16 protein-coding genes are annotated in these 14774 nt (G+C 50.1%); 9 read left to right on the top strand and 7 right to left on the bottom strand.

The window, feature by feature from the left end:
- The first annotated feature begins 534 nt into the window (after positions 1–534).
- The 4 genes from RT717_RS05930 (at position 535) to RT717_RS05915 (ending at position 3416) form a co-directional block, all read left to right on the top strand.
- Positions 535–1548 (top strand): pirin family protein, encoded by a 1014-nt coding sequence (locus tag RT717_RS05930; RefSeq protein ID WP_317490818.1) that lies wholly within the window; start codon positions 535–537, stop codon positions 1546–1548.
- Positions 1549–1660: 112 nt separating this feature from the next.
- On the top strand, positions 1661–1807 hold the full coding sequence (locus RT717_RS05925) for a hypothetical protein (protein ID WP_317490817.1): 147 nt from the start codon (positions 1661–1663) through the stop codon (positions 1805–1807).
- A gap of 112 nt (positions 1808–1919) precedes the next feature.
- On the top strand, positions 1920–2066 hold the full coding sequence (locus RT717_RS05920) for a hypothetical protein (protein ID WP_317490817.1): 147 nt from the start codon (positions 1920–1922) through the stop codon (positions 2064–2066).
- 486 nt (positions 2067–2552) lie between these two features.
- On the top strand, positions 2553–3416 hold the full coding sequence (locus RT717_RS05915; RefSeq protein ID WP_317490816.1) for a hypothetical protein: 864 nt from the start codon (positions 2553–2555) through the stop codon (positions 3414–3416).
- A 61-nt stretch (positions 3417–3477) separates the two neighbouring features.
- On the opposite strand, the gene RT717_RS05910 is transcribed toward RT717_RS05915, so the two are convergent.
- The 3 genes from RT717_RS05910 to RT717_RS05900 all read right to left on the bottom strand — a co-directional run bounded on the left by RT717_RS05910 (position 3478) and on the right by RT717_RS05900 (position 6552).
- Positions 3478–4350 carry a TIM barrel protein gene (locus tag RT717_RS05910; RefSeq protein ID WP_317490815.1) on the bottom strand — a complete coding sequence of 291 codons (873 nt, stop codon included), beginning with the start codon at positions 4348–4350 and terminating at the stop codon, positions 3478–3480.
- Between the two features lie 91 nt (positions 4351–4441).
- On the bottom strand, positions 4442–5956 hold the full coding sequence (locus RT717_RS05905) for a Gfo/Idh/MocA family oxidoreductase (protein ID WP_317490814.1): 1515 nt from the start codon (positions 5954–5956) through the stop codon (positions 4442–4444).
- A gap of 149 nt (positions 5957–6105) precedes the next feature.
- A complete protein-coding gene (locus RT717_RS05900; protein ID WP_317490813.1) occupies positions 6106–6552 on the bottom strand; it encodes a pyridoxamine 5'-phosphate oxidase family protein in 447 nt (148 codons plus the stop codon).
- 105 nt (positions 6553–6657) lie between these two features.
- On the opposite strand from RT717_RS05900, the gene RT717_RS05895 reads away from it, so the two are divergent.
- Positions 6658–7293 (top strand): TVP38/TMEM64 family protein, encoded by a 636-nt coding sequence (locus tag RT717_RS05895; protein ID WP_317490812.1) that lies wholly within the window; start codon positions 6658–6660, stop codon positions 7291–7293.
- Between the two features lie 45 nt (positions 7294–7338).
- On the opposite strand, the gene RT717_RS05890 is transcribed toward RT717_RS05895, so the two are convergent.
- The gene (locus RT717_RS05890; RefSeq protein ID WP_317490811.1) at positions 7339–8601 is read right to left on the bottom strand and encodes a hypothetical protein; all 1263 of its coding nucleotides are present in this window, start codon (positions 8599–8601) and stop codon (positions 7339–7341) included.
- A gap of 6 nt (positions 8602–8607) precedes the next feature.
- Positions 8608–10008, bottom strand: a complete 1401-nt coding sequence (locus RT717_RS05885) for a Gfo/Idh/MocA family oxidoreductase (RefSeq protein ID WP_317490810.1) — start codon at positions 10006–10008, stop codon at positions 8608–8610.
- Positions 10009–10132: 124 nt separating this feature from the next.
- Between RT717_RS05885 and RT717_RS05880 the strand changes: the two genes are divergently transcribed.
- The 4 genes from RT717_RS05880 (at position 10133) to fbp (ending at position 13878) form a co-directional block, all read left to right on the top strand.
- On the top strand, positions 10133–11227 hold the full coding sequence (locus RT717_RS05880) for a serine hydrolase domain-containing protein (RefSeq protein WP_317490809.1): 1095 nt from the start codon (positions 10133–10135) through the stop codon (positions 11225–11227).
- A gap of 189 nt (positions 11228–11416) precedes the next feature.
- On the top strand, positions 11417–11887 hold the full coding sequence (locus RT717_RS05875; protein ID WP_317490808.1) for a low molecular weight protein-tyrosine-phosphatase: 471 nt from the start codon (positions 11417–11419) through the stop codon (positions 11885–11887).
- Entirely contained in the window at positions 11888–12766 is an 879-nt protein-coding gene (locus tag RT717_RS05870; protein WP_317490807.1) for a fructosamine kinase family protein, read from the top strand. It abuts the gene before it with no gap.
- Between the two features lie 86 nt (positions 12767–12852).
- Positions 12853–13878 (top strand): class 1 fructose-bisphosphatase, encoded by a 1026-nt coding sequence (fbp, locus tag RT717_RS05865; protein WP_317490806.1) that lies wholly within the window; start codon positions 12853–12855, stop codon positions 13876–13878.
- Here fbp and RT717_RS05860 read toward each other — a convergent pair.
- A complete protein-coding gene (locus RT717_RS05860; protein ID WP_317490805.1) occupies positions 13841–14176 on the bottom strand; it encodes a hypothetical protein in 336 nt (111 codons plus the stop codon). The two genes, fbp and RT717_RS05860, sit on opposite strands and share 38 nt — an antisense overlap.
- The gene (locus tag RT717_RS05855) at positions 14176–14730 is read right to left on the bottom strand and encodes a DUF5606 family protein (protein ID WP_317490804.1); all 555 of its coding nucleotides are present in this window, start codon (positions 14728–14730) and stop codon (positions 14176–14178) included. Before RT717_RS05855 ends, RT717_RS05860 begins: the two co-directional genes overlap by 1 nt.
- Between the last annotated feature and the right edge of the window lie 44 nt (positions 14731–14774).

Genomic DNA, 14774 nt, shown 5'->3' with positions numbered 1-14774 from the left:
ACGATTGTATAAACACCAGTCAGCCCCGGCACTAGCATTTATATTCCATATAGTCATCGGTTGAGATCTGGTCAAATTGATGAATATTTGCCGGTTGATTACCCATTTTTTCGGTGCTAACTGCCCCGGGCTGTATGCCCTCCCCCTACTACAAAGCGTTCACAGGTAAAAAGAAAGTCGGCTATGACAAAACCGCTGGTTGTTGAAAAATCCGCCAAAAAGAGATGATGCCGCCGGAGAACAAAAAATTATGGAAATAAGACTAGTCAAATGCTGCGTAATTTACCAGCAGTTTCGGAGATATTTTTGGAAGATTGGCCATGTAGCCGGAAAACCGCCTGATGGCCTTCAGTCATTAAGACACCCAAATCGAGCCAAATGGGGAACAGTTCATACCGGCTCATTTCTGTGTCTCCATCCTACCCGGCAAACCGGTACACAACAACTATTTTTTTACCTTGTCCATCAAAACTAATTTTGACTTGACTCGTTAGTTGTATGTATATACATATAAATAACTGAAAGGAACACAATATGTCAGCCATTATCAAAATAAAACCACTGGGCTTCCCCTGGGAAACCCAGGACCCTTTCCTCTTCTGTGTGCACCATGCCGATGCCTACCCTAAAGGCAACGACCAAATGGGCCCGGATGCCTCCCTTTCCGGCAGGGCCATTGGCAACGACTTCACCATCAAAGACGGCTGGAGGATGTACCACGGCTCAAAAGTACCTGGCTTCCCGGCCCACCCGCACCGTGGCTTTGAAACGGTGACCATCGCCACCAAAGGCCTGATCGACCATTCCGACTCGCTGGGCGCTGCCGCCCGCTTTGGCAATGGCGACGTGCAGTGGATGACCGCCGGAAAAGGCGTACAACATTCGGAAATGTTTCCGCTGCTGAGCAAGGAAAAAGACAACCCCCTGGAGCTGTTCCAGATTTGGCTCAACCTGCCGCAAAAGCACAAGCTGGTGCCTCCCCACTTTGGCATGCTTTGGAATGAAACCATTCCCCGGGAAGTGGTGAAAGATGTTAATGGCAAGACCACAGAGGTAATGATCGTTGCCGGGAAACTGGGCGACAAAACAGCCCCTACTCCCCCACCCCATTCCTGGGCCAATGATGCCGACCATGACGTTGCCATCTGGACAATCAACATGGAGCCGGGCGCTACGTTTACGCTGCCTAAAGCTTCGAAGGGAGCCAAAAGGTCGATTTACTTCTACAAAGGCGAGCTGCTACAGGTGGAAGACCAAAGCATCAATGCCTACAAAGCTGTGGAGCTGCAAGCCGATCAGGAAGCGGTGCTGACGAACGGCAAGGAGCCCGGCTTTCTCCTGATGCTGCAAGGCAAGCCGATTGGGGAGCCCGTGGCGCAGTACGGCCCGTTTGTGATGAACAACCAGGCGGAGATTCAGCAGGCGATGCAGGAGTACCAGCGCACGCAGTTTGGCGGCTGGCCCTGGCCCAACCACGAGCACGTGCATGCGAGAGAAAAGGGCAGGTTTGCTATCCATGCTGATGGGAAGGTGGAGGAGAAAGGGTAACGGGTAAAGAGGTCGCTCTATCCGCCAGCACAAGAGCGCCCTCTTTACTTTTTAACAAACCCTTTCTTTACCGCACCCTGGTCTGTCCCCCGACAGACGGGAATGATGAAGTGTGCTGTCAGGGGACAGCACACGGGTACGGGAGTATCAGCGCACGCAGTTTGGCGGCTGGCCCTGGCCCAACCACGAGCACGTGCATGCGAGAGAAAAGGGCAGGTTCGCCATTCATGCTGATGGGAAGGTAGAGGAGAAAGGGTAACGAGTAAAGAGGTCGTTCTATCCGCCAGCACAAGAGCGCCCTCTTTACTTTTTAACAGACCCTTTCTTTACCGCACCCTGGTCTGTCCCCCGACAGACGGCAATGATGAAGTGTGCTGTCAGGGGACAGCACACGGGTACGAGAGTATCAGCGCACGCAGTTTGGCGGCTGGCCATGGCCCAACCACGAGCATGTGCATGCGAGAGAAAAGGGCAGGTTCGCCATTCATGCTGATGGGAAGGTAGAGGAGAAAGGGTAACGAGTAAAGAGGTCGCTCTATTCGCCAGCACAAGAGCGCCCTCTTTACTTTTTAACAGACCCTTTCTTTACCGCACCCTGGTCTGTCCCCCGACAGACGGGAATGATGAAGTGTGCTGTCAGGGGACAGCCCATGGCTGCCGAGTAATCCCAAAGCACCAACCCCCCGACTCACCGGTTATTGCGAGGCACAAACTCAATTACTTATTGTGCTACATTATTGTTGTGCCGTGGCAATCTGCCGCTTGGGGAATCGTACCTTATCTGGCAGATTGCCCGTAACGGGGAAACCGTGACGGGGAAACACAACTGCCATGAACGCATGCACACAATTGAAAAGTGATAAGACAGCCTCGCAATAACCGTAGAGTTAGGGTTAATGTAGTTGGATACAGCCCACAAATACCCTCCTCCCCTGATACGATTTGCCACACAGCACTGATACCCCCGAACGACCCTACGCAGGATATTTGTGCAAAAAAAACCTATGCGCAAATTAGCACTTACCTTATTCGCAGTTGTCGTCACGCTGAGCCAACTCAAAGCACAGAGTTATTCTTACACCGTTCTTGAAAACGACCCCGAAAAGGCCTACACCAAGTTTGTGGCACCCGAATTTGGCTCGGAATTTTCCGGAGCTAACGTCAGCATACTCGTTGGTGCCAATGCCCGCATGGGCATTTCTGATAAATTAACTTTTGAAGGCGATGCCCAAATCGATCTTTGGCAGTTAGACGGTAAAGGTCTTGGCTATCACCTGGAAGGCGGCGTTTTCCTTCCCCTGAAAACAAAAACGAAAATAAAAGAAGTGCCGGTGATCCTGAGCTACAATCCTTTTGCAGACAGCAAGTACGAGAATGGCAAGAACTACACCATTGAAGAAACCAAATACCTCAAAATCCCTGACATGGACTACAAAGACCAGTATGGGGTGCGGGGTGGCATCTATACCCGGGGCCTTGGGGTAGAAAGCGACGGTATAGAGGCTGCAGCAGCGGTTGGGAGTCTGTCGCTTGTGGGGCCTTATATTGGCGTGCAAAAAACCTCTCAGGCTTACGTAAAGACAAAAATCAACGACGATATTGATAGAATTGGCGCTGGCTTTGGCCGGTATTTCATCGATGTAATGCTCTTTCCGGTAAGAAGCCTCAGCGACGAAACGATCGCTCCTGAGCTAAAAAAAGACAAATTTGTGGGCTGGCGTGGTGGCTTTCAGTGGTACCTCGATCCGCATGACGGTGAGTACAAGCGACTGATGAACAGCGTGTTTACAGCAGAAATAGGTTCAAGGCCCTACACGGGCTTCTACCTGAACTTCACATGGGGCTTTGCCTTCATGAATCAGCGATAGTGAAGCGCTTGAAAGCTTTCGGCCGGCACAAGCCAGCCGAAAGCTTTTTACACACCAAGTTTTACTTTTTACTGAACAAGTACTTATTGAGCAGCTCTTTCCCTTTTTTGATTTCCGCTCGCCCGCTCGACTCAATGCCATACCAGCCACTGTAGCCTGAATTTTTAGCCATGTTAATCATTTTGGCTGTCAGCTCCTCCGTGGGCTGGTTGCGATAGCTCATACCATGGGCATAAGGCAGCGTCTTCTCCAGGTAGCTTACATTGTCAAAGTCATCCATCGGGCGGCGCCAGTCAGGATACGTGCCAAAGTACAGGTTGTTCACTTCCTGCATCAGCCTCACCATCCAGTCGCCGTCGTTCGACACGCCACCATGGTTTTCTATCACCACCTTGACGCCTGCCTCCATGGCATACTCCAGCAGCATATTGTACGACTCCACTGCCCATTTAAGCGCTTCGTCTTTGTTGGCTCCTTCCGGCCCTCTGCAGTTGGTGCGAATGGCATGACAGCCAAGATACTGAGCGATGTCGATCCACTTGCGATGATTGATCACAAACTGCTTACGACCCTCTTTGGTATCGGAGGCTCCATCGCCTTCGGCATCCACCATAATAAGCACATTTTTTACACCGTGGTCGGCGGCATTCTTGTTAAGCTGTTTCAGGTAGTTTTCGTGAGGCACTTCCATGAGCGTGTTCACATATTCTATCCCGTTAAGACCAAAGTCTTCCCTGGCCACTTTGGCAAAATCGACGGTCTTCCATTTTCCTTCCCTCACCTCATCCACCAGCGACCACTGTGCAAGCGAAATGTCATCTTTCATAATGATAGGGGTTGACGTTTTCGTTTTTGAGGCCGCAAAGGCAGCAGGCCCCATCAGGGAGGCGGCCCCAACAGCCGCTGTTTTTCCCATAAAATCTCTTCTGTTCATATCGTAGGTGTTTAATTCTTCTTTTGGTTAGTCTTGTCGGTGCAGGTCGTGCCACCAACAAGTTGTGGGCACGACGTCAGCCATCCTTTGGCTATAACTCCCATCCTTTCCGGTACTCCCTTCTCAGGAACTTGTTCGCTTCGGCATCATTCGTAATTTCCATCTTCGCCGAGTCATACACCACCCGTTTGCCTGCTCGCAGGGCCACAGCCCCAAGGTTGATCGTTTCAGAAATAGCCCCTGCATAAAGGAAGCTTCCGGGCGACTGCGTTTTACTTTGAAAGGCATCAATCCAAACATCGTCGCCTCTCACTGTGGTCTCTTCAGGGGCAGGCTTTCCTGCCAGGTAGCTCTTCATCCTTGACTCGGGCAGCAGCACTGGGTTCTCACACCTGAACTCTGCCAAAATCTTTCCCTTATCACCCACGAACATCATACCCTCCTGAGGCATGTCTTTGCCATCCACTTCCAGCTCTTCAGGCGTATGAGGCTTCATGCCTCCATCGTACCAGAACAGGTCGAAGGCAGGAAGTGTATCTTGTTTGGCAAACTTAAACCTGACGATGCTCGAATAAGGGAAGGCAACGTCGTTCACGACACCCTTACTGACGCCATCCACGGTCGTTCGGGTGGTGGTGCCGTAGGCTTCGGCACTGTAGGCAGGCGTTTTTACTCCCAAAGTCAGGAAAAGCGGCCACAAGCTGTAGTGGCCCATGTCGGCTATACTGCCGCCACCGAAGTCGTACCAGCCCCGGAACACGCAGTGGGTGTAGTTGGGATGGTAAGGCCGATCGGGTACAGGGCCCAGCCACAGGTCCCAGTTGAAGCCATCGGGCACAGGCTGCGTCTCCGTAGGGTTTTGCGTCCATTGCTGCCACACCGGGCGGTACGACCAGTTATGGATTTCTTTCAGGTTGCCGATGGCGCCGTCAGCAATCCATTTTTTCACCACATCATTGCCACTGCGCTTGCTCCAGGCCAGCAGGTGTGTGCTTGTGCCGGTTTTCCTGGCCGTGTCTATCGTCAGTTTGGTTTCGTACATCCGGTTGGCAATGGGTTTGTGAATCACCACATGCTTGCCTTTTTTCATGGCTGCAATGGACACGGTGGCGTGCAAATGATCAGGTGTCATCACCTTCACAGCATCGATCCCCGACTCCTTCTCCAGGAGTTCACGAAAGTCTTCATAGGACTGGCAGCCTTTGTATTTTCCCGAAGGCTTATTTTTTGCATAATATTTTGTGACAAAATCATGGCCGATGTCTCTGCCGCCCATGATCCCGTTGAAATTGGCCCCCCATGAGTCGTCGCCCAGCGCCTTTCTGATGCTATTCCTGATGCCGTAGGGTGACCAGTCGATGTAATTGGTGCTTAGCTTGTTGGGATCGCAAACGGAGGTGATTTGCAGCTTTGGGTTGGCAATAAGACCAACCATTTCCCTCATCCCCTGGGTGCCGCACCCAATATACGCCAGGTTGAGTTTGTCGCTGGGAGCAACATAGCCTGTGCCTCCCACAACGTGCCTCGGAACAATGGTAAATGCCATCGACGCCAAAGCAGCCGACCCGACGAACTCCCGCCGATTGATTTTTCTTGCTGGTGCCATAGTTTAAGTAGTTAGAGCGTTTATAGTCTTTCCAATACATGGAAGGTACTATAAGTTACTACCTGGCTATGAAGATCACAAAGCAAAAGTGTTGAATGGGGGAATTGTTGGCGGAAACACCAGTATATTAACCCTTCGCTGGCAAGTCGCTAGGCCAGCGGCACCTCATAATACTCGAGTGCCCACTCCAGCATGAACCTTACCCTCTTGGGCACCACCCTGTACACAATCAGCTGGGGATTATCAACGCTGCCCAGGTAGTGCTGCAACAGACGGTTGCTATTCCAGATGTCTTCCAGCAAGGCCCTTTCATTGACCACCTCTGCCACGCCCGTAATGCGCACCTGGTTGTGCTCTTCGTCTACATAGCAAAGCTCCACTTTTGGATTGGCTGCAATCTCCGCTGTTTTCCCGTAGCTCTTCAGGTTGGCCACGTACACCGTAAAGCCATCGGTTCGCACTGGCGACACGGGCCGCAACCTGGGCTGGTCGTTGTCGATCGTGGCCAGCACAGGAAATTTCACTTTCTTCACAAGCTCGGCAGCAAGCTGTGGTACTCTGGCAGGGTCGATGGGTTCGGGAGTAGGCTTCGGCATAATTGTCTTTTCTTGGAGACTTAAAATTAAATGTTTCTTTCAAAAAATGGCAGTATTAAATCGTCTCTCTGTTGGTTAAATTCCGCCTCCTGAATACATTCGTTTATGCGTCTGCTCTACCTTTTCCTTGCTTTGGCAGCCATTGTGCTGACCTCTTTCTTCATTTGGGGCGATCCGCTAATGGAGACTTTCTCTATGGAAGGCTCTGTTAGCTGGCTTAGCCAGTATGGCAGCTGGGCCTGGGCCATGGGCATCGTGCTGCTGATGGGCGACTTACTGCTCCCACTACCTGCCACACTTGTTATGTCTGCGCTGGGCTATATTTATGGGTCGGTGGTTGGCGGGCTTATCAGCGCAGCAGGTTCTTTTATCACGGGTTCCTTTGGTTACTGGCTGTGCCGCCTCATGGGCGAGAAAGCCGCCATCAAGCTGCTGGGTGAAAAGGACTACGAAAAAGGAAAGAAGCTTTCCGGCAAAATAGGCGGCTGGGTAGTGGTGCTTTCCCGTTGGCTGCCTGTGTTCCCTGAGGTGATTTCGTGCATGGCCGGCATGGTGCGCATGAATGCCACACACTTTCATCTGGCGCTGGCCAGCAGTGCCATTCCCATGGGGTTTGTTTTTGCCTTTATTGGAAGTGCTGGGACAGAGAACCCAACCATTGCAGTGATATTAAGCGCAGGGCTGCCTCCGTTGATTTGGCTCGCCATCAGGCCGATATTTAAAGCGAGGCTTAAGCTGTAAGCTTTGCGCTTGTTGAAATGACAGAAGATGCAATAACCTAAGGCCCTATTCTAGAGTTAAAGGAAGGGAGCCAGCTCTGCGGCGGTCAAAGATATTTGCGATTAGTGGTAAATTTTTCCTATCCAACGGAAAGTAAAAATCTACTGTATCTATAACAAACTTATCAAAACCACTCTTTTGCCAGTTATAAAAAGTTTTGGGCGAAATCATCCAGGTTTCTCCATGGACAAGGATAAGTCGACTAACTAGCAGCATCTTTTCCCACTCTGACATCTTCCCAATTATATCTAAATCCATTCGATTAGGTAGTGTGGCATCACCAGATGTAGCAAGAATAACTACCAAGGACTTACTACTAGGAAATACGTTAACAAAGTTATAAGCAGATTCTGGTCGCCGCAATCCCCCCTGCAAGAACTGGTTCATTTCTACAGTTGTAATCGAATACAATGTAGGGACAACATAAGATATCGCTGCACATATAGGTACTAGAGGAATCTCAAATACGTGAGTAATAAAGGATTTTGTACCGGCAAACAAATCCATTTCGAATTGTGATTTCAAAAATCTTGCATGGGCAATCGAAAGTAAAAAATTGCGATAGCGTTGCCTAAAAGTATTTTTTGCTTGTTCAGAAAGAATGGTAGATTTAAACATTTCATCATACCATTTAAGGTTATACTCTTGCTTATAAAGTTCATTACAAAATATCCGATAACACTGTAATATCTGGTTTCTATAGCAACGCCAATCGACCTTGGCTCCGTAGCCTTTTGGCTCGATTGACTCAAAGAGCAAAGGATCATGAACATTGCAGAATCCATAAAACGTAGCCACATCTCCAAACCTTGCTCCTATGTCGCATTCAACAAACTCGTAATAGCCCGGCGGGCGAACACCAGCCCTGATCATCGGCTTTGAGGACAATTGTATAATTTTACCCCCGACAGAGATATCACGAAGTGGCCCATTCTCCTGAACTACATGAGACCTAATTGGGGGCTTGCTACATGATTGAAAAAAACATCGACCATACTCCGCTCCCTTTCGCACAGCCACACGAATTCTCTGGGCTTCCCCCAACTCACTCTTTGTAAGTTCGTATTCTTGCATATTAGATAGTTTCCACCTGGCGCTGGCCAGCAGTGCCATTCCCATGGGGTTTGTTTTTGCCTTTATTGGAAGTGCTGGGACAGAGAACCCAACTATTGCTGTTATATTAAGCGCAGGGCTGCCTCCACTGATTTGGCTCGCCATCAGGCCGATTTTTAAGGCAAGGCTTACAGCGTAAGCCCCGCCTTCATACATTAACTATTAAAGCCGCTTTACGCTGGGTTTCAAATCTGTCAGGTCGGCAATCTTGATCTTCTTATTGCCTTGCTCTATGCTTTTTCGGGCAGCCACACCAATCAGCACGGCCATGGCCCCATCCCGGCTACCGGCCGCATGGCGCAGTGGATCAGGCGCATTCGGATCTTTGAAAATCCTGTCTTGTAGTCGGCTGTCGCCCCCACCATGACCTGCTCTCACTCTTGGCACTTTGATCTGCTGATAGTCGGCAAAATTCTTCATCACCATCATCTGGTCAAACTCCTCAGCCTCTTCTTTTTTGCCCTGGGTCATTTCCAGCTCATGGCGGTTGGCCTGGTCTACCTCGTCTTTGCCCTGCTGCCATGGAATATCCTCCCAGCTGTCGAGCCTGCCTTCCATGCCGTTGAATGCCACACGCCAGCCCTCGTAAGGCGAATAGGTAGTCAGCGAATAGTTCACCACCACTCCATTAGCGTATTTGATCTGAGCACTCATTTTGTCGTAGATATTGATGTCGTCTTTCCAAACGCAGCCATCTCTCAGGTAGCCGTCATATTTTTCGTTGTCAGCATACAAACTCATCAGGTTTTTGCTCTTGGTCATGTCCCAATAAAACTTGCAGTTGCTTTTGTGGGGGCATGGGCGGCAGTTGGTGTGCTTGAATGCTGTGTGGTTCTTGCCATAATGCTCCAGTTCTCCAAATGCCACCACTTCAATAGGGTCAGAATCGATCCACCAGTTGAGGAGGTCAAAATGATGACTGGCCTTGTGGACCCAAAGACTGCCGCTGTTCTCAGTCAGGCGATGCCAGCGGCGGAAGTAATCGGCCCCGTGGTACACATTCAGGTACCAGTGGAAGTCCACCGAGGTAAGCTTCCCGGCTACATTGTCTGCCAGTTGCTGCTTGATGGCCGTGGCCAAAGTGGAATACCGGTAGTTAAAGCCAACAATCACCTTTTTGCCCGACTTCCGCTCCGCATCCAGAATCGCCTGGCATTTAACGTCGTCGGTCGTCATGGGCTTTTCCGTGAGCACGTTGTAGCCCTTGTTCAGCGATTTGATAACAAACTCATGGTGGGTAGAATCCATGGTGGTGACAATCACCAGATCAGGCTTGGTCTTGTCAAGCATGTCGTCGAAGTTGTCGAACATCTTAGCATTGGGTGCGAATTCGTTTTTGGCCAGGTCCATCCGCCCTTTGTTCACGTCATGCAGCCCAACAAACTCAAGGTCGTCACCATAGCTGTTAACAACCCTCTTCCCCCAGAAGCCAATTCCTCTTGACCCTGTACCAACCATGACGACTTTCCTTTTTGCCCGCCGGGCAAAGGCATTCATGGGATTCACCAACATGGAGCCAGCAACTGCCGCTCCGGTAGTAGCTACAAATGATCTTCTCTGCATATCTGTTTAAATAGGTTTCATTGAAGATAACCATTTGTCCCGGGAATTCGAAGCATTTCTTGCCATTAGCTAATTGCTTGATGTGAATGGTGACTCCTGCTTTCAAATTTGGTTATATTGGATAATGAAAAAATTGCTTCTGATTTTCGGGGCTGTCATCTGTATCGCTTACAGTTGCCAGCAACCCGAGACCTCCTCCACACCTTACGAAGCTGCCATTGCAGAAAGCAGCCGAATGATCGACTCGCTGATGACCGCCGAGAAAGTGCCTGGGATCGACGTAGCTGTCGCTATCAACGGCGAAGTCGTTTGGTCACAAGGCTTTGGCTATGCCGATCTGGAGCATGAAGCGCCGGTAAGAGCGGGTTATTCACTGTTCAGAATTGGTAGCGTGTCGAAGCCCATTACCTCGGCTGCCATGGGCACACTGATGGACGCCGGTCAACTTGACCTTACTCAACCTGTGCAAACCTATGTGCCCGACTTCCCTGAAAAGAGATATCCCATCACTGTGAAGCAGGTAGGCGGCCATATTGGCGGCATTCGACATTACCAGGGCCGGGAGATGCTGAGCGCTGCCTACTACCCAACGGTAATGGGAGGGCTAAACATCTTCAGGGACGACACACTGCTGTTTGCCCCTGGCACGAAATACTCTTACTCCAGCTATGGATTCAACCTGCTCAGCGCCGTGGTGGAGGGAGCAAGTGGGGAGGACTTTCTCCCGTTTGTGCAGAAAAATGTCTTCGAAGCACTTCAAATGGAACACACTACCCCCGACATCAACCACAAAATCATTCCCGGCCGTGTATCGTTTTACGACGTCGACAGCCTTGGCAACATCGTGAATGCCACCTACGTCGACAACAGCTACAAGTGGGCTGGCGGAGGATTTATCAGCTGCACGAAGGATTTGATCAAATTTGGGGAGGCTCACCGCACCGGAACATTCCTCAGCGACAGCGTTCGTTCGATCTTACTTACCTCCCAAGCGTTGGCCGATGGTAAAGTAACAGGGTATGGTGTGGGTTGGGGCGTATGGGAAAAGAATGGCAGAAAAGGGTTCGGCCACACAGGCGGTTCAGTGGGAGGCATTACCGACTTCCGGGTCTACCCCAAAGAAGGCTTGATTCTCGTGCTTTTGTCAAACTCCTCTGTTACAAAGTATGGAAATGTAAGTGATCGGATCGTCGAGCTTTTTCTCGCCGGTGACAAATAATGCAGCTATGCCGAAGGCGTAAAAGAAGAAAAGCCTCCTGAAGATCAAGAGGCTTTCTTTACTGTTAAACAGGTGTATGAATAAATTTGTGTTATGTAGAGGTATATACGGGAAACCACCGATAGGTAACCACCCTTTTCGGAAATAATTTATTTTTTTTCATTTTATTTTAAAAGGCCATATTTGAGCATGATAAAGGTACTTTTTGTATGCCTGGGGAATATTTGCCGGTCACCCATGGCGGAAGCAATTTTCAACAGGCAGCTCAAAGAGCGGGGGCTGTCCGCCCAGATAGCGTCCGACTCAGCAGGAACTTCAAGGTACCACATCGGGGCCGATCCCGACCCACGTACCATCGACTGTTCCATTGGCAACAATACGCCCATTGACCACAAAGCCCGGCAGGTTCGTATTGAAGACTATCACGAGTTTGACTACGTCCTCGCCATGGATCAAAACAACTACAGAGACATTGCCGCTGTTTTCAAAAAGGAGCATCCCCACTTTTACCTGATGCGGGAATTTGATGAGGAACGTGACAGCCTCGACGTGCCCGATCCCTACTTCGGCGGCATGGACGGTTTCCAGGAAGTGTACGATATGCTGTGGCGGGCAAGCGACAAACTAATTGACAGCATTGCCCGGGAAAAGAACCTCTAAATGTTTGATGAGCATTTTAAATCGTTCTTCGAAAAGGTCATCTTCCAAAGTACCGGTGTAGAGACAGAAGAGATCGATTTTAGCTTTGTGGCTGGTGGCTGTATCAACAATACGGTCAAATTAAGCTGCAAGGCTGGCGTATTTTTTCTGAAATGGAACGAAAGCGCACCAGCGGGCATGTTTCAAGTGGAAGCCAGGGGGCTGAAGCTCCTGCAAAGCACAGGTGCTGTGCGGGTGCCGGAAATAATCAACACTGGAAGCGCAGAAGGCAAAAGCTACTTGCTACTGGAGTTCCTTGCGCCTGGCAGGAAAGCCACCAGCTATGCAGAAACACTGGGAAGGGAATTGGCCGCTCTGCACCAAAACTCCTCGCCCTTCTTTGGCCTCGATCACGACAACTACATTGGTCAACTCCTTCAAAAAAATGAAACGAGACCATCATGGGTCGATTTCTTTATCGAGTGCCGACTGAAACCGCAGGTGGGCCTGGCTGCCTACAACGGCCTTATTGCCAACGACACGGTGTTGCGATTTGAAGCCTTCTACGACAAGCTGCCCGCTCTTTTTCCTGAAGAGCCCCCTTCCCTGCTCCATGGCGACCTGTGGAGTGGCAACGTGCACACAGGGCCCGACGGGCATGCATGGCTCATTGACCCGGCAGTTTATTTCGGACACCGGGAAATGGATCTGGCCTTTACCCAGCTGTTTGGAGGATTTGAACCTTCTTTCTATTCCGCCTACCACGAATCCTTCCCTCTACAGCCTGGCTGGGAAGAAAGAACCGACCTCTGCAACTTGTACCCTTTGATGGTACACGTCAACCTTTTTGGCACCTCCTATCTCGCAGCCGTTGAGCGAACACTTTCCAGGTATATTTAAAATATTTCCAGTGGTTTTCTTGCTGGTGCAATCGATTTAGATGTAGTTTTAGGCCTGTTTTAGACATTAACCCAAAGCTCGAGCGGATGGTAGACAAAAGTAAATTGGGCCAACCCGTTGGCACCACGCTTGATCGTTTTATTAAAAACAAACAAGACGAATTTTCTTTTGCTACCGGGGAGTTATCCCAAATTCTGAGAGACATCGGGCTGGCAGGCAAAATCATCAATAGAGAGATCAGCCGTGCCGGCCTGGTGGACTTAGGAGGCTCTGTAGGTGAGCAGAACATCCAGGGTGAAAATCAACAAAAGCTTGATGTCATTGCCAATATCCGTTTCAAAAGAGCGCTGAGAAATGGCGGCGAGGTGTGCGCCATTGTGTCGGAAGAAGACGACGGCATCATCGACCTTAACAATCCGCATGGTCGCTACATTGTGGCCATCGATCCGCTCGACGGCTCTTCCAACATCGACGTCAATGTGTCCATTGGTACTATTTTTTCGGTTTACCGAAGATTATCACCGGTGGGCGGCCCCGCCCTGCGGGAGGATGTGCTGCAAAAAGGCGACGACCAGGTGGCTGCGGGCTACTTGCTCTATGGCTCTTCTACCATGCTGGTGTACAGCACAGGGCATGGCGTGAATGGATTTACTTACGATCCGTCGCTGGGAGAGTTCTTTCTGTCGCACCCCAACATGAAAACCCCAACTACCGGCAGCATCTACTCCATCAACGAGGGGCCCAGCCAGCTTTTCGACGATGGCGTTCGGCAGTATATTCAGCACTGCAAGGAGCAACAACTTACGGCCCGTTACATCGGCTCGTTAGTCGGCGACTTTCACCGAAACATGCTGAAAGGTGGCATTTACATCTACCCGGCCACTCCGAAAGCGCCCAATGGGAAATTGAGATTGCTTTACGAATGCAATGCGCTGGCCTATATTATTGAGCAGGCGGGCGGAAAAGCTACAAACGGAAAAGGGACACGAATTCTTGACTTACTGCCCAACGAACTTCACCAGAGAACACCCTTTTTTATCGGATCCAGCGAAATGATGGAAATGGCAGAGTCGTTCAATCTGGCGACTGCCGATACTTCTCCCGTAGTTTAATTTTCTCCAGCTGCCGATCGACAATGGCAGCGGTAAGGTTGCCCGCCACCTGTTCGGGTGCGCTCTCTTCCAGCAACGATATGACTTTAGGTTCGGACAGGTCGATCCGGTAGAGGATGTTTAGCAGTTGTTCAAACGATTGGTCGAGCATTCGGCGAACGACAGGAGTCAGCACTTCTACAAGCAGACTCCTGGCTTTGCCTTCATCATCAGCTGCGGTGTTCTCAATGCTTTCAGGCACCTCGAAATGCTTGTTCAGCAACTCCAGTGTCCTGTTGGCTAGATCACGTTCGACCATTACTTGTCTGCGGACTTCTTTTTGGCAGCGGGCTTGGCCTTGGGTTTTTCTTCTTTAGGTTGCTTTTCAGCGGCCTTGGCAGCAGGAGCTTTTTTGGCAGCCGCTTCTTTAGGTGCCTTTGCCTTGGCAGGCTTTTCTTCCTTCACCTCTTCCTTGGGCTCGTCAAAAACCTCAGGTGCTACTTCCACCAAAATGCTGTACCAGTTCACCAGCTTTTTAATGTCGGACACGTATACCCTGTCGGCATCGTAAGTGGGCAACACGTGCTTCAGAAACGACTTCAGCTCTTCGTTATCAGAGTTTTTGGTAAGACCTGTGTCCCCGGCAAATTCCTTGTGCACCTTGCGCATCACGTCCTCCAACGCCACCGTGCCTTCATTGTCGGTGGTGTAAATAGAGATTTCGTGAAGGATAGACACTTTGGAGTTAGCGTTGACTATCAGCTTGGACTTCTTCTCATCTAACGATTCCAGTATGACGCCTGAGCGGGTAGGGTTAAGTACTTTGAAAAGTCCGCCTTTGCCAGATACTGTTGCAATTTCTTTAAACTCCATATTTGTCAGTTTGTGGGCGCAATTTTAGATATTTTAATCTCACC

The organism is Imperialibacter roseus, from assembly GCF_032999765.1.
Lineage (GTDB): Bacteria > Bacteroidota > Bacteroidia > Cytophagales > Cyclobacteriaceae > Imperialibacter > Imperialibacter roseus.
Note: the sequence above shows the minus strand (reverse complement) of the source record. Positions and strands in the feature narration are given on the sequence as shown.

Bases quoted from the DNA above. Each gene is read 5' to 3' on its own strand.
- RT717_RS05930 (WP_317490818.1), top strand. From the start codon at position 535: ATGTCAGCCATTATCAAAATAAAACCACTGGGCTTCCCCTGGGAAACC.
- RT717_RS05915 (WP_317490816.1), top strand. From the start codon at position 2,553: ATGCGCAAATTAGCACTTACCTTATTCGCAGTTGTCGTCACGCTGAGC.
- RT717_RS05910 (WP_317490815.1), bottom strand. From the start codon at position 4,350: ATGAACAGAAGAGATTTTATGGGAAAAACAGCGGCTGTTGGGGCCGCC.
- RT717_RS05905 (WP_317490814.1), bottom strand. From the start codon at position 5,956: ATGGCACCAGCAAGAAAAATCAATCGGCGGGAGTTCGTCGGGTCGGCT.
- RT717_RS05900 (WP_317490813.1), bottom strand. From the start codon at position 6,552: ATGCCGAAGCCTACTCCCGAACCCATCGACCCTGCCAGAGTACCACAG.
- RT717_RS05895 (WP_317490812.1), top strand. From the start codon at position 6,658: ATGCGTCTGCTCTACCTTTTCCTTGCTTTGGCAGCCATTGTGCTGACC.
- RT717_RS05890 (WP_317490811.1), bottom strand. From the start codon at position 8,601: ATGTATGAAGGCGGGGCTTACGCTGTAAGCCTTGCCTTAAAAATCGGC.
- RT717_RS05885 (WP_317490810.1), bottom strand. From the start codon at position 10,008: ATGCAGAGAAGATCATTTGTAGCTACTACCGGAGCGGCAGTTGCTGGC.
- RT717_RS05880 (WP_317490809.1), top strand. From the start codon at position 10,133: ATGAAAAAATTGCTTCTGATTTTCGGGGCTGTCATCTGTATCGCTTAC.
- RT717_RS05875 (WP_317490808.1), top strand. From the start codon at position 11,417: ATGATAAAGGTACTTTTTGTATGCCTGGGGAATATTTGCCGGTCACCC.
- RT717_RS05870 (WP_317490807.1), top strand. From the start codon at position 11,888: ATGTTTGATGAGCATTTTAAATCGTTCTTCGAAAAGGTCATCTTCCAA.
- fbp (WP_317490806.1), top strand. From the start codon at position 12,853: ATGGTAGACAAAAGTAAATTGGGCCAACCCGTTGGCACCACGCTTGAT.
- RT717_RS05860 (WP_317490805.1), bottom strand. From the start codon at position 14,176: ATGGTCGAACGTGATCTAGCCAACAGGACACTGGAGTTGCTGAACAAG.
- RT717_RS05855 (WP_317490804.1), bottom strand. From the start codon at position 14,730: ATGGAGTTTAAAGAAATTGCAACAGTATCTGGCAAAGGCGGACTTTTC.